Consider the following 12,416-nt stretch of genomic DNA (forward strand, 5'->3'; position numbering starts at 1 on the left):
GCATGGACCCAGCATAGGACCTGGCTTGCGTGCCGGTTTGCGCTAAATCAAACGGGGCGCAAATACCGGTGGGCCGGCGGGAAGCGGGCGAGCTCAGAGTCCGATGGCGAACACCGTGGGCAGGTCCAGTGCCAGCTCGACCTCGTCTCCGCGCCGCTGCTTCCAGTCCTGGACCGTGGCGCTGCGCAGGCGGGTCTGCGGCAGCGTCAGCCCACTGGCCAGGGCGAGGCGTGTGTCCTTGCGCAGCGCTGCGAGCAAGGCTTCCAGCAAGACAGTGTTGCGGTAGGGTGTCTCAATGAAAAGTTGGGTCTGGCCGGTTTTGAGTGCCAGCGCTTCCAGTTCGCGGATACGCTGGACGCGTGCATCGGCTTCTTGCGGCAAGTAGCCGACGAAGGCGAAGTTCTGACCGTTCAGGCCGCTGGCGGCCAGGGCCAGCAGCAGTGAGACCGGGCCGACCAGGGGAATCACTTCCAGGCCCAGCGCGTGCGCGGCGCGCACGACCGAACTGCCTGGGTCGGCCACGGCGGGCATGCCGGCCTCGCTGAGCAAGCCGATGTCCTGTCCTTGCAGGGCGGGGGCCAACAAGGGGCGGGCGTCGAAACCGTGTGGGGCATCAGGCCGGTGGTCTCCTTTCTTGTGGACGGCACGCGGCAGTTCCTGGATGGCCTGGGCCTGCAGTGGGGCGGCCAGGGCGTGGTGTTCGTTGACGCGCTTCAGATAGGCGCGGGCGCTCTTGGCGTTCTCGCAGATCCAGTGCGTGAGGCGCGCGGCGGTCTGCAGGGTCGCGGCCGGCAGCGTCTGATCCAGGGGGTCGGGCTGTCGGTGCCGAAGTCCAGCGGCGCGGGCACCAGGTAGAGCCGGCCGCGCGCGGGTGCTGCCTGCGCCCGCTCGCCCGGATTGGCCTCGACGCTCATGCCAGCAGGGGCAGGCCGGCGGCGCGCAGCATCCGCGCCGTGCGGATCAGCGGCAGGCCGACCAGAGCGGTCGGGTCGTCGCTGTCGATCGCGTCGAGCAGGGCGATGCCCAGGCCTTCGCTCTTGGCACTGCCCGCGCAGTCATAGGGTTGCTCGGCGTGCAGGTAAAACTCGATTTCGGCGTCGCTCAGCGCGCGAAAACGCACGCGCACGGCGGCCAGGTCCAGTTGTTCGAAGCCGCTTTCCTGGCAGACCACGGCGACCGCGGTCTGGAAGATCACCGTGCGCCCGCGCATGCGGCGCAATTGTTCCGTGGCGCGTTCGTGCGTGCCCGGCTTGCCCAGGGGCTCGCCGCCCAGGTCAGCCACCTGGTCCGAACCGATGACGATGGCCTGCGGGTGGCGCGCCGCCACGGCGCGCGCCTTGGCGAGTGCCAGGCGACGGGCCAGCTCGGGCGGGCGTTCGCCGGGCTGCGGGGTTTCATCCACGTCAGGCGCGGCGATGTCGAAAGGCAGGCGCAGACGTTGCAACAGCTCACGTCGGTAGACCGAGGTGGAACCAAGTAGCAGAGAGCGGGGCAGAGCGGATGGCATACCCAATTCTCTTACACTGGTCGCTGCCTGTCCCTTTTCCATGATCTGTTGTTCGCCCGTTTGCCGATGAATGTCTATCACCCCCGCCATTTCGATGTCGCCGCCTTCGCGGGTGCAGGCGCCGCGCTGGAGCGCGACGATGCCCAGACCGGCTTCGAGCGACTGTTGACGGAGACCGATGGCCGGGGCGTGAACCGTGTTGTGCATTGGCGCGCGGAGGGGGAACGGCAGGAGGACGCCAGTGGGCATGCGCGGCACTGGTTGCACCTGCGTGCCCAGACCGTGTTGTCGCTGACTTGCCAGCGTTGCCTGGAGCCGGTGGACTGGCCCGTGGCCGTGGCGCGCAGTTTTCGTTTCGTTGGCACCGAGGCCCAGGCCGAGATCGAGGACGAGGCATCGGAAGAAGATGTGCTGGCCATCAGTCGGGAATTTGACCTGCTGGCGCTGGTCGAGGACGAATTGCTAATGGAGCTACCCCTGGCGCCCACGCACGAGACCTGCCCGAGTCGGCCGACCTTCAGCGCGGCCGACGCGGATTTCGAGGGCGCGGCGCCGGTCAAGCCCCATCCTTTCGCCGCCCTTGCCGGGCTGCGACCCGGCAAGGGCGAGGAAGGAAACGAGGGCTGAGGACGCTTTTGGGCGCTGCGCTATAATGGCGGGCTTCGTGCGGCTGCGGGCATCTGCAGCGCGCCGCACTTTGTGTCTAACCCGTTTTATCCTTGCGCCATGGGTGCCATTCAAAGGCATCCTGTCCTGGGAATCCAAGGAGTCCATCATGGCCGTTCAACAGAACAAGAAGTCGCCTTCCAAGCGCGGCATGCACCGTTCCCACAATGCTCTGGGTGCGCCCGGTCTGGCCGTCGAGCCGACCACCGGTGAAACCCATCTGCGTCACCATATCAGCCCCAACGGTTTCTACCGTGGGCGCAAGGTGCTCAAGACCAAGTCCGAAGCCTGAGCTTCGCCTCAGTCCTTCCGGTCCGGTGCCGTTCCGGTAGCCCGGGCCCCGTCTTGATGCAGACCTTTCCATCCGCGTCAGCCATGCGCAGTGCATCCTTGTACTGCGCATTTTCATATGGCGTCTCGCTGTGTGGCGACCGTTCCATGCACGCGGTTGGCGCGTTTCGCACGTCTCTTTCACGCGCGCTCGAAGAGCACGCGCTCCGCTCATGATCACCCTTGCTGTGGACTGCATGGGGGGCGATCACGGCCCCCGCGTCACGCTGCCCGCGTGCCGCCGCTTCCTGGAACAACACCCTGACGCGCATTTGCTTCTGGTCGGTCAGAGCGAGGCGCTGGCCGGCTTCAAACATGAGCGTGCCCGCGTCGTTGTCGCCACCGAGGTGGTGGGCATGGATGATTCCATCGAGGTGGCCTTGCGCCGCAAGCGGGATTCGTCCATGCGGGTCGCCATCGAGCAGGTCAAGGAAGGCACTGCCCAGGCGGCGGTTTCCGCTGGGAACACTGGCGCCCTGATGGCCATCGCCCGTTACGTGCTCAAGACCGTCGAGGGGGTGGACCGTCCGGCCATCGCCACGCAACTTCCCAATGCCCTGGGTGGTGCGACAACGATGCTGGACCTGGGGGCCAATGTCGATTGCACTGCCGAACATCTGCTGCAGTTCGCCGTCATGGGCTCGGCCCTGGTGGCGGTGTTGCAGCATGTGGACGGGCGGACCGATCCGAATCCGACCGTGGGCCTGCTCAACATCGGCGAGGAAGTCATCAAGGGCAATGAAGTCATCAAGCGTGCGGGCGAACTGCTGCGTTCTGCAGCGGAGTCTGGCGATCTGAATTTCCACGGTAATGTGGAAGGCAATGACATCTTCAAGGGCACGACCGACATCGTGGTGTGCGACGGTTTTGTTGGCAATGTGGCACTCAAGACCACGGAGGGGCTGGCGTCGATGATCGGCGGTTTCCTGAAAAAGGAGTTCGCCCGCAATCCGCTGACCTGGATCGCCGCTGTGTTCGCCTTGCCGGTACTGCTTTCCTTCCGCAAACGCATCGACCACCGACGCTACAACGGCGCGGCCTTGCTGGGGCTGCGTGGCTTGGTGTTCAAGAGCCATGGCTCCGCCGACGAATTGTCGTTCCGCTACGCCCTGAGCCGCGCGTATGATGCGGCCCGCAATGACTTGCTTGCGCGGGTGGAGGCCCGTATCGCGCACGCCGCGCCCCTGCTCAACAGTGTGGCGACGACCGCCGTGACCTCGACCTGACCGCCTGACCGGCGACTGGAAAGTTCGCGGAGCAATGTCGTCTGGGTAGGTGGGGCCATGCCACCGCCTCCCACACATTTTGTTGTAATGCGGGCGATGCCGCATCGAGACAACATGAGTAGCCGGGTCCGAGGCCCGGGCTGAGAACAAACCAGAACAGATCCATGAGACTTTATTCCCGCATCACCGGCACCGGCAGCTATCTGCCGCCCCAACGTCTGACCAACGCCGACCTCGCTGCCCGACTGGCCGCCGATGGCGTTGAAACTTCCGACGAATGGATTGTTGAACGCACGGGCATCCGCGCGCGCCACTTCGCAGCCGAAGGCGTGATGAGCAGCGATCTGGGCGCTGAAGCCGCGCGCCGTGCCCTGCAGGCCGCCGGCGTGGCCGCTGGCGAGATCGACCTCATCATCGTGGCGACCTCGACGCCCGACATGATTTTTCCGTCGACCGCGGTGATCCTGCAGAACAAGATCGGCGCGAATGGCTGTCAGGCCTTCGACCTGCAGGCCGTGTGCAGCGGCTTCATCTACGCGCTGACCGTGGCCGACTCGATGATCCGTGCTGGCGCCGCGACCAAGGCCTTGGTCGTGGGGGCGGAGGTGTTCTCGCGCATCATCGATTTCAAGGACCGCACGACCTGCGTGCTGTTCGGTGATGGCGCGGGCGCCGTGGTGCTGCAGGCCAGCGAGACGCCCGGCATCTTGTCCAGCGACCTCAAGGCCGATGGCAAGCATGTGGGTATTCTGTGCACGCCTGGCACGGTGGCCGCTGGCAAGGTGCTGGGCGATCCTTTCCTGAAGATGGATGGCCAGGCCGTGTTCAAGCAGGCGGTGACCGTGCTGGATGAAGCCTCGCGCGCCGTCCTGGCCAAGGCCGGCAAGACCGAGGCCGACATCGACTGGCTGGTGCCGCACCAGGCCAACATCCGCATCATGATGGGCGCAGCCAAGAAACTGAAGCTGGCGCCCGAGAAGGTTGTCGTGACTGTGGACCAGCATGGCAACACCTCGGCGGCTTCGATCCCGCTGGCGCTGGACCATGGTGTGCGCAAGGGCCAGGTCAAGCCGGGCGACACCCTGCTGCTCGAAGCCGTGGGTGGTGGCCTGACCTGGGGCGCGGTGCTGCTCAATTATTGATGCGACGCGTGGTGTTGGTTTCGGGTCCACGCGACCTGGACGACTGACGCCATGCACAAATAACGAGGAAGAAGAACGATGAAGTCTTTCGCTTTTGTGTTTCCGGGCCAGGGCTCGCAATCGGTGGGCATGCTGGATGCCTGGGGTGAACATCCCGAGGTCGTCAAGACTTTGCGGGAAGCCTCTGCGGCCCTGGGTGAGGATGTCGCCAAGCTGATACATGAAGGCCCCAAGGAAACGCTGGCGTTGACCACCAACACGCAACCGGTGATGCTGGTGGCTGGCGTGGCGGCCTACCGCGTCTGGATGGCCGAGACCGGCGTCGCGCCTGTCGCGGTCGCGGGCCACTCGCTGGGCGAGTATTCCGCGCTGGTGGCAGCGGGCGTGCTGACCTTGTCCCAGGCCGTGCCCTTGGTCCGCCTGCGCGCCCAGGCCATGCAGGAGGCCGTGCCCGTGGGCACGGGCGCGATGGCCGCCATCCTGGGTTTGGATGCAACCAAGGTGCGCGAAGTCTGCGCCACGGTCAGCCAGGCCAGCGGGGAGGTGGCTGAAGCGGTGAATTTCAACGATCCCGGTCAAACGGTGATCGCGGGCAGCAAGGCGGGGGTCGAGCAGGCCTGTGAGGCCCTCAAGGCCGCGGGTGCCAAGCGCGCCTTGCCTTTGCCGGTTTCCGCGCCTTTCCATTCCAGCCTGATGAAGCCGGCCGCCGAAAAGCTCAAGCTCAAGTTGGCCGAGGTGGAATTCAAGACGCCCCAGATTCCGCTGGTCAACAACATCGACGTCGCGGTCGAAACGAATGTCGACCGCATCCGCGACGCGCTGTACCGCCAGGCCTATGGCCCGGTGCGTTGGGTGGAGTGTGTGCAGGCCCTCAAGGCGAGTGGCGTGACCAACATTGTGGAATGTGGCCCCGGCAAGGTGCTGGCGGGCATGGTCAAGCGCATAGACGCGGAATTGACCGGTCTGCCGCTGTTCGATCCGGCCACGCTGGCCGAAGTAAAAACCGCTCTGGCCTGAGCGGAGGAAGAAGCAATGAGCGATATCAAATTCGAAGGGCAGATTGCCCTGGTGACGGGCGCGACCCGGGGTATCGGCGCCGCGATCGCGCAACAGTTGGCGAGCCGCGGTGTCAAGGTCATCGGCACGGCCACGAGCGACGAGGGCGCGGCCAAGATCGGCGCGGCCCTGGCCGCCCATGGCGGCAAGGGCATCAAGCTCGACGTGACCGACGCTGCCGCAGCCGAGGCTGCGGTTGACGCCATCATCAAGGAGCACGGCGCCATCCATGTGCTGGTCAATAACGCCGGCATCACGCGCGACAACCTCGCCATGCGCATGAAGGACGAGGAATGGGATGCCGTGCTGGACACCAACCTCAAGGCCGTGTTCCGCCTTTCCCGTGCCGTGATCCGCCCGATGATGAAGCAGCGTTATGGCCGCATCGTCAGCATCACCTCCGTGGTGGGGGCGTCTGGCAATCCGGGCCAGGCCAATTACGCCGCGGCCAAGGCGGGCTTGGCCGGCATGACGCGCGCCCTGGCGCGCGAGCTGGGCAGCCGCAACATCACCGTGAACTGCGTCGCACCCGGATTCATCGAGACCGACATGACGGCGGTTCTGCCCGAGGAGCAGCAAAAGGCCCTGCTGGGTCAGATCCCGCTGGGGCATCTGGGCAAGCCGGCTGACATCGCGCACGCCGTGGCCTATCTCGCGTCGCCCGAGGCCGCTTACGTCACGGGCCAGGAACTGCACGTCAATGGGGGCATGTTCATGGCATGAAATTTCGACATGCCGTCAGGGCATGGCCTGGGAATTGCTGGGATTTTCTGGCAAAGAGCGAGGCCGCTTGACCGAACAGCCGTAACATTTCTCGTCAGTGGTTCGGGCTAACCCTGAATCCAGGGCGGGTAAAATCAACCTTTCCTCACAACCCTAAGGACCCCGTTGAAGGGGCATCAGAAAATGAGCGATATCGAAGCACGCGTCAAGAAAATCATCGCCGAGCAACTCGGCGTCGAAGAGTCCCAGGTGACCCATGAGAAGGCTTTCGTGGCCGATCTGGGCGCCGACTCCCTCGACACCGTGGAATTGGTGATGGCCTTGGAAGACGAGTTCGGCATCGAAATCCCGGACGAAGACGCCGAGAAGATCACCACGGTGCAGGCTGCCGTCGATTACGCCAAGGCGCACCAGAAGTAATCGGCTCTCCGAGCCGGTTCGCTTGATGAGGGTGGCGCGTGTTCGCGCCACCTCATGTTTTTCCTAGATTGCACAGAAATCTATGTCCCGTCGTCGCGTCGTCGTCACAGGACTGGGCTGCATCAGCCCGGTCGGCAATACTGTGGCCGAGTCCTGGACCCATCTGCTGGCTGGTCGTTCCGGTGTTGAACTGGTCACCAGATTCGATGCCAGCGCCCTGACCACCCGGTTCGCCGGCCAGGTCCAGGGCTTTGAGCTGGAGAAGTACATCACGTCCAAGGAAGCGCGGACGATGGACACCTTCATCCAGTACGGCATCGCTGCGGCGATGCAGGCCGTGGAGGATGCCGGCTTGAAGACCGGCGCGGCCTTGGCCGATCCTGAAGCTGAGCGCATCGGCTGCATGATCGGTTCGGGCATCGGTGGCTTGCCGCTGATTGAGGAATCGCACATCGAGTTCCTGAACCGCGGGCCACGCCGCCTGTCGCCTTTCTTCGTCCCGGCCTCCATCATCAACATGATTTCCGGACATGTTTCGATGCGCTATGGCTTCAAGGGGCCGAACATGGCGATCGTGACGGCCTGCACCACGGGCTTGCACAACATCGGTGATGCCGGTCGCCTGATCGAGTATGGCGACGCCGACGTGATGATCGCCGGTGGCTCCGAGAGCCAGATTTCGCCCCTGGGCATCGGCGGTTTTGCCTCTATGCGTGCGTTGTCCACCCGCAATGACGATCCCAAGACGGCTTCGCGCCCCTGGGACAAGGATCGTGACGGCTTCGTGCTGGGCGAGGGTGCGGGCGTGTTGGTGTTGGAAGAGTACGAACACGCGAAGAAGCGCGGCGCCAAGATCTACGCCGAGCTGGCCGGTTTCGGCCTGAGCGCGGATGCCGGGCATATGACGGCGCCGAACATGGACGGCCCCCGTCGCGCCATGGTGGGCGCGTTGCGTAATGCCGGGGTCAACGCGGATCAGATTGATTACCTCAACGCCCATGGCACCTCCACCCCCTTGGGTGACCTGAACGAGACCAACGCCATCAAGGCGGCTCTGGGTGATCACGCGAAGGAGAAGCTGGTGGTCAGCTCGACCAAGTCCATGACTGGCCATTTGCTGGGCGGCGCGGGCGGCATCGAATCGGTGTTCACGGTCCTCGCGATTCACGAGCAGAAGATTCCGCCAACCATCAATCTCTTCAACCAGGATCCGGAGTGCGATCTCGACTACTGCGCCAACACGGCGCGGGACGCGAAGATCAACGTCGCGCTCAAGAATAATTTCGGTTTCGGCGGCACCAACGGCGCGCTGGTGTTCAAGCGCGTCTGACACCCCCACACGATCTTCTCCATGCGCAACGCCCCGTCGGTGAGTTACCCGGTGGGGCGTTCGTTCTTGCGGACCCTGCTTCATGCGGGGGTGCTCGTGGCTGTGTGGCTCGCGTGCGGTGCCTGGGCGATGCTGGCGCGCACCGACGAGGTGGGGCGCTGGGGCGTGGGGCTGGCCTGTCTGCTGGTCACGGTGTTTCTGGTCTGGGCCTTGTTGCGTCCCGCGCGTGGTCGACTGCGTTGGGATGGGCAGGACTGGTTCTGGTCCGACGCCGTGCAAGCAGGTGCCGACGACCTGAAAGGGCGGCTCAGTGTCCGACTGGACTGGCAAAGCGGCATGTTGCTGGAATTCAGGTCATTGCCAGAGGACACGACACTCTCGTCACGAAGCGCCTCTCCACTGCGCGCACCGGTGCAGCTGGGTCATGGCCGCTGGCTGTGGGTGGAGCAAGACCAGGCTCCCGTGTACTGGAATGCCCTGCGCCGCGCGGCTTGGGCGGCGCAAGGCAATCCGTCCAGGGTGCCCGGATGAAGGAAGAGGGCCCGACCCGTGACCCGGACTCCGTGGCGGTGTCTGCCGGGCAGGTTGATCTTCAACTGGTCGAGCGCACCCTGGCCGGGGATGCCCGCGCGTTCGAGCTGCTGGTGCTCAAGTACCGCCGACGCATCGAGCGCCTGATCGGGCGCATGGTGCGGGACGTGAATCTGGTCGAAGATCTGGCGCAGGAAACCTTCATTCGGGCCTACCGGGCCCTGCATCAGTTCCGGGGTGACGCGCAGTTCTATACCTGGCTGTACCGCATCGCCGTCAACACCACGAAAAAAACCTTACTGGGTCTGAAAAACGATCCCCTGGCGGTTGGCATGGCCGCGGCCACCGCTGGCGACAGTGAGGACGATGAAACTTTTTTGACCGCGCGGGAACCAATAGCGGAGGACACGCCGGAGTCTCTGTTGGCCGCGCGCGAGATCGCCGCCGCCGTCCAAGGCGCACTGGAGGCCTTGCCCGACGATCTGCGCCAGGCGTTGGTGCTGCGCGAAATGGACGGTCTGAGTTACGAAGAGATCGCCACGGCCATGAACAGCCCCGTCGGCACGGTGCGCTCGCGCATCTTTCGCGCGCGTGAGGCGGTGTCGGCAAGGGTGCGCCCGCTGCTGGAGCGGCAAGGTGGCAAGCGTTGGTAGGGGCCCGCCAGGGCAGGTTACGGGAAGGCCTTATGGAGCATGAGAAATTGACGTCGCTGAATCAAGGTTCGCCAGACGGCGCGCTGTCCGCCCCCGCTGCAGCCGATGAGGCCTTCGCGCATGTCCTGACCTCGGTCTTGCTCGATGGGGAGCTGCGCGGCGAGGAATTCGCGCAGGCTTGCCTCGCCCTGGAATCCGACGCCCAGGCCCGACAGCGCTGGCATGACTACCATCTGGTGGGTGAGGCGTTGCGCCAGGGCGCAGGTGAGGTGTGCTGGGTGCTCAACCCTGGCCGCACGCACGATGAGCTCTTCCTCTCGCGTTTGCGTGGGCACCTGGCGCAGGAGAACACGCCGCGTGGCTGGGCGGAAGAACGCATTGAACATCCGTCAGGCCAGCGGCTGCAGGATCAGCGTCGAGCCGTGCGCCAGGGCGCCAATGATTCGTATGGTGCCTGGCGGATCACGGCTGGCCTGTGCGCGCTGGTGGTGGTGGGCATGCTCGGCTGGCAAGGTGTCGCGGGCTTGCAATCCGCCTCCCAGGTCCGGCAGCTGGCCCAAGCCCGGGCGGACCAGCGCTCCAGCACTCCCGCTGAGGTGGGGCGTTGGGCGATGCCACAACGGGTATCGGCCACGGCCAGCACAACCCCGATGTTCACCGCATCCGATGGCGTGGCGCAATCGTTCCTTGCGCCTCGGTCGCTGGGGCAGGACGCGCCCATGGTCATGCTGCGCGACCCCCGTCTGGACCACTTGATGGCGCGGCAGGGCGGCGTGAGCGGTCGCGTCGCTTCGGAGGGGCGTTATCCCCGACCCCGGCTGGGTCGCCCCGGCGTGGCCGCGCAAGGGGTGCTGGTCAACCTCGACAAGAGCCCTGTTCTGCCTCGCTGACAGGGGCTGGGCGATAGAGTCCGGCTGATTCTTTTCACAACTTCATCTGCGTGCCGCGGGCCGTTAAAACGCTGGGCGCAGAATCCTTCCCTCCGGAACCATCCCGCATGAGGTCTCGCATGTCCAGTTCTTCCTCGCGTTTTCTGTCTTTTTGGCGTTTTCCCGTGCTGCTCGTCGCGTTCGTGGTGTCGTCGGCGGGTGTACTCCCGCAGGCCGTGGCGCAGGGTCGAGGACTGCCCGATTTCACCGATCTGGTCGAACAGGTGGGTCCCTCGGTGGTCAATATCCGAACGCTGGAAAAAGTGTCGACCGTGCGGGGCGGCATGAATGGCATGGACGAAGAAACGCTGGAGTTCTTCCGCCGTTTCGGCCTGCCGGTGCCACCCGGCGCGGGGCCGCGTTCCGACCGAAATCAACCCTCCCAGCCTGAGGAACCGCGCCCGCGCGGCGTCGGCTCGGGGTTCATCCTCTCGACGGACGGCTATGTGATGACCAATGCGCACGTGGTGGACGGCGCCGACGAGGTGTACGTTACGTTGCCGGACAAGCGCGAGTTCAAGGCCAAGCTGATCGGTTCCGACAAGCGTACCGACGTGGCCGTGGTCAAGATCGAGGCCAGCGGCCTGCCCGCCGTCAAGGTGGGTGACGTGAACAAGCTGAGGGTGGGGGAATGGGTGATGGCCATTGGCTCGCCGTTTGGCCTGGAGAACACCGTGACGGCTGGCATCGTCAGCGCCAAGCAACGCGACACGGGTGATTATCTGCCGTTGATCCAGACCGACGTGGCCATCAATCCGGGCAACTCCGGCGGGCCGCTGATCAATCTGCGCGGCGAGGTGGTCGGCATCAACAGCCAGATCTATTCCCGCTCAGGTGGCTACATGGGCATCGCCTTTGCCATTCCGATCGACGAGGCCATGCGCGTGAGCGACCAATTGCGCGCCACCGGCCGGGTCACCCGCGGGCGCATCGGCGTGCAGATCGACCAGGTCAGCAAGGATGTGGCCGAAGCCATCGGACTGGGCAAACCGGAAGGCGCGCTGGTACGCGCCGTGGAGTCTGGCTCGCCGGCGGAGAAGGCGGGTGTCGAGGCTGGTGACATCATTCTGCGGCTCGATGGCAAGGCCATCGAGAAGGTATCTGACCTGCCCCGCATGGTGGGCGGCCTGAAGCCAGGCGCGCGAACCACGCTGACGGTGTTCCGACGTGGCCTACGTAAGGACCTGACCGTCACGATCGGCGAATTCGCACCCGAGCGAGCGGCCGAAGCGGAGCCAGCGGAGGAGCCGCGCGTTGCGTCCACCGATGCGCTGGGCCTGCGCGTGGTGGAGTTGACCGAGGCGCAGAAGCGGGATCTCAAGCTCAAGGGCGGCGTGCGGGTGGAGGCGGTTGCCAACGCCGCCGCGCGAGCGGGTCTGCGAGCAGGCGATGTGATCCTCGCCTTGGCGAACGTGGAGGTGGCGTCGGTGCGTCAGTTCGACGCCCTGCTGTCCAAGCTGGACCAGAGTCGACCGGTGCAGGTTCTCTTTCGGCGGGGTGAATGGGCGCAGTACGCCGTGATTCGCCCGCAGCGCTAATGCCCTGAATACTGTACAAAAAAACAGGGTTAAAAAACTGTCTTGGGTACTTTCGTGGGCGGGAAATCAAAAAAATCCGCTTTTTTTTGAGGCGGCATGGTGGATGAGTTTGAAAGTTTGTGGACGCTCACAAACTTTTGTTCAACCGATTTGGGTAGAATAGGTCCCTGGCATACCGCAGTTTGGTGCATAAGCAGCAGACTGAAAACCACGATACGGGATTTCTGCCAGGTGTGCACCGTTGCTCCACAGATCTCCCACAACTTGTCCAAGGCGTGTCCCGCATTATTTGTTAATAAGTTGTTTATAAATGCCTTGTTGTGACGTCGCAACGCAGGGGTGGGGCGATTTTTGGGGCTGTACGA

13 protein-coding genes and 1 pseudogene are annotated in these 12,416 nt (G+C 64.5%); 12 read left to right on the plus strand and 2 right to left on the minus strand.

The window, feature by feature from the left end:
* Window positions 1-93: 93 nt before the first annotated feature.
* Window positions 94-914: pseudogene (locus DW355_RS09285) on the minus strand (SAM-dependent methyltransferase).
* Complete coding sequence (locus DW355_RS09290) at window positions 911-1,507, minus strand: Maf family nucleotide pyrophosphatase (protein WP_131279512.1); 597 nt, start codon at window positions 1,505-1,507, stop codon at window positions 911-913. Before DW355_RS09290 ends, DW355_RS09285 begins: the two are co-directional and overlap by 4 nt.
* Before the next feature lie 66 nt (window positions 1,508-1,573).
* Between DW355_RS09290 and DW355_RS09295 the strand changes: the two genes are divergently transcribed.
* From DW355_RS09295 to DW355_RS09350, 12 genes are all read left to right on the plus strand, one after another.
* On the plus strand, window positions 1,574-2,134 hold the full coding sequence (locus DW355_RS09295; RefSeq protein ID WP_131279514.1) for a YceD family protein: 561 nt from the start codon (window positions 1,574-1,576) through the stop codon (window positions 2,132-2,134).
* A gap of 148 nt (window positions 2,135-2,282) precedes the next feature.
* Complete coding sequence (gene rpmF / locus DW355_RS09300; protein WP_131279516.1) at window positions 2,283-2,465, plus strand: 50S ribosomal protein L32; 183 nt, start codon at window positions 2,283-2,285, stop codon at window positions 2,463-2,465.
* A gap of 211 nt (window positions 2,466-2,676) precedes the next feature.
* Window positions 2,677-3,729: a phosphate acyltransferase PlsX gene (gene plsX / locus DW355_RS09305; RefSeq protein WP_131279518.1), complete on the plus strand. Its 1,053-nt coding sequence runs from the start codon at window positions 2,677-2,679 to the stop codon at window positions 3,727-3,729.
* A 164-nt stretch (window positions 3,730-3,893) separates the two neighbouring features.
* The gene (locus DW355_RS09310) at window positions 3,894-4,871 is read left to right on the plus strand and encodes a beta-ketoacyl-ACP synthase III (RefSeq protein WP_131279520.1); all 978 of its coding nucleotides are present in this window, start codon (window positions 3,894-3,896) and stop codon (window positions 4,869-4,871) included.
* Window positions 4,872-4,949: 78 nt separating this feature from the next.
* The gene (gene fabD / locus DW355_RS09315; RefSeq protein WP_131279522.1) at window positions 4,950-5,888 is read left to right on the plus strand and encodes an ACP S-malonyltransferase; all 939 of its coding nucleotides are present in this window, start codon (window positions 4,950-4,952) and stop codon (window positions 5,886-5,888) included.
* Window positions 5,889-5,903: 15 nt separating this feature from the next.
* A complete protein-coding gene (gene fabG, locus DW355_RS09320) occupies window positions 5,904-6,650 on the plus strand; it encodes a 3-oxoacyl-ACP reductase FabG (RefSeq protein WP_131279524.1) in 747 nt (248 codons plus the stop codon).
* Window positions 6,651-6,833: 183 nt separating this feature from the next.
* Window positions 6,834-7,070: an acyl carrier protein gene (gene acpP, locus DW355_RS09325; protein ID WP_131279526.1), complete on the plus strand. Its 237-nt coding sequence runs from the start codon at window positions 6,834-6,836 to the stop codon at window positions 7,068-7,070.
* Between the two features lie 82 nt (window positions 7,071-7,152).
* Window positions 7,153-8,400 carry a beta-ketoacyl-ACP synthase II gene (fabF, locus tag DW355_RS09330; protein ID WP_131279528.1) on the plus strand — a complete coding sequence of 416 codons (1,248 nt, stop codon included), beginning with the start codon at window positions 7,153-7,155 and terminating at the stop codon, window positions 8,398-8,400.
* 21 nt (window positions 8,401-8,421) lie between these two features.
* Entirely contained in the window at window positions 8,422-8,931 is a 510-nt protein-coding gene (locus DW355_RS09335) for a hypothetical protein (RefSeq protein WP_131279530.1), read from the plus strand.
* A complete protein-coding gene (rpoE, locus tag DW355_RS09340) occupies window positions 8,928-9,584 on the plus strand; it encodes an RNA polymerase sigma factor RpoE (protein ID WP_242671092.1) in 657 nt (218 codons plus the stop codon). Before DW355_RS09335 ends, rpoE begins: the two co-directional genes overlap by 4 nt.
* 47 nt (window positions 9,585-9,631) lie before the next feature.
* Window positions 9,632-10,474, plus strand: coding sequence for a sigma-E factor negative regulatory protein (locus tag DW355_RS09345; RefSeq protein ID WP_165493165.1), 843 nt, complete (start codon window positions 9,632-9,634; stop codon window positions 10,472-10,474).
* A gap of 119 nt (window positions 10,475-10,593) precedes the next feature.
* Window positions 10,594-12,051 carry a Do family serine endopeptidase gene (locus DW355_RS09350; RefSeq protein WP_131279534.1) on the plus strand — a complete coding sequence of 486 codons (1,458 nt, stop codon included), beginning with the start codon at window positions 10,594-10,596 and terminating at the stop codon, window positions 12,049-12,051.
* Window positions 12,052-12,416 lie beyond the last annotated feature (365 nt).

Source organism: Hylemonella gracilis (genome assembly GCF_004328645.1).
GTDB classification, from domain to species: Bacteria; Pseudomonadota; Gammaproteobacteria; order Burkholderiales; family Burkholderiaceae_C; genus Hylemonella; species Hylemonella gracilis_B.

What these genes read in the sequence shown, in the direction of transcription:
- rpoE (WP_242671092.1), top strand. Translation starts at nt 8,928, where the DNA reads ATGAAGGAAGAGGGCCCGACCCGTGACCCGGACTCCGTGGCGGTGTCT.
- DW355_RS09310 (WP_131279520.1), top strand. Translation starts at nt 3,894, where the DNA reads ATGAGACTTTATTCCCGCATCACCGGCACCGGCAGCTATCTGCCGCCC.
- DW355_RS09290 (WP_131279512.1), bottom strand. Translation starts at nt 1,507, where the DNA reads ATGCCATCCGCTCTGCCCCGCTCTCTGCTACTTGGTTCCACCTCGGTC.
- plsX (WP_131279518.1), top strand. Translation starts at nt 2,677, where the DNA reads ATGATCACCCTTGCTGTGGACTGCATGGGGGGCGATCACGGCCCCCGC.
- acpP (WP_131279526.1), top strand. Translation starts at nt 6,834, where the DNA reads ATGAGCGATATCGAAGCACGCGTCAAGAAAATCATCGCCGAGCAACTC.
- DW355_RS09335 (WP_131279530.1), top strand. Translation starts at nt 8,422, where the DNA reads ATGCGCAACGCCCCGTCGGTGAGTTACCCGGTGGGGCGTTCGTTCTTG.
- DW355_RS09350 (WP_131279534.1), top strand. Translation starts at nt 10,594, where the DNA reads ATGTCCAGTTCTTCCTCGCGTTTTCTGTCTTTTTGGCGTTTTCCCGTG.
- rpmF (WP_131279516.1), top strand. Translation starts at nt 2,283, where the DNA reads ATGGCCGTTCAACAGAACAAGAAGTCGCCTTCCAAGCGCGGCATGCAC.
- DW355_RS09295 (WP_131279514.1), top strand. Translation starts at nt 1,574, where the DNA reads ATGAATGTCTATCACCCCCGCCATTTCGATGTCGCCGCCTTCGCGGGT.
- fabD (WP_131279522.1), top strand. Translation starts at nt 4,950, where the DNA reads ATGAAGTCTTTCGCTTTTGTGTTTCCGGGCCAGGGCTCGCAATCGGTG.
- fabG (WP_131279524.1), top strand. Translation starts at nt 5,904, where the DNA reads ATGAGCGATATCAAATTCGAAGGGCAGATTGCCCTGGTGACGGGCGCG.
- fabF (WP_131279528.1), top strand. Translation starts at nt 7,153, where the DNA reads ATGTCCCGTCGTCGCGTCGTCGTCACAGGACTGGGCTGCATCAGCCCG.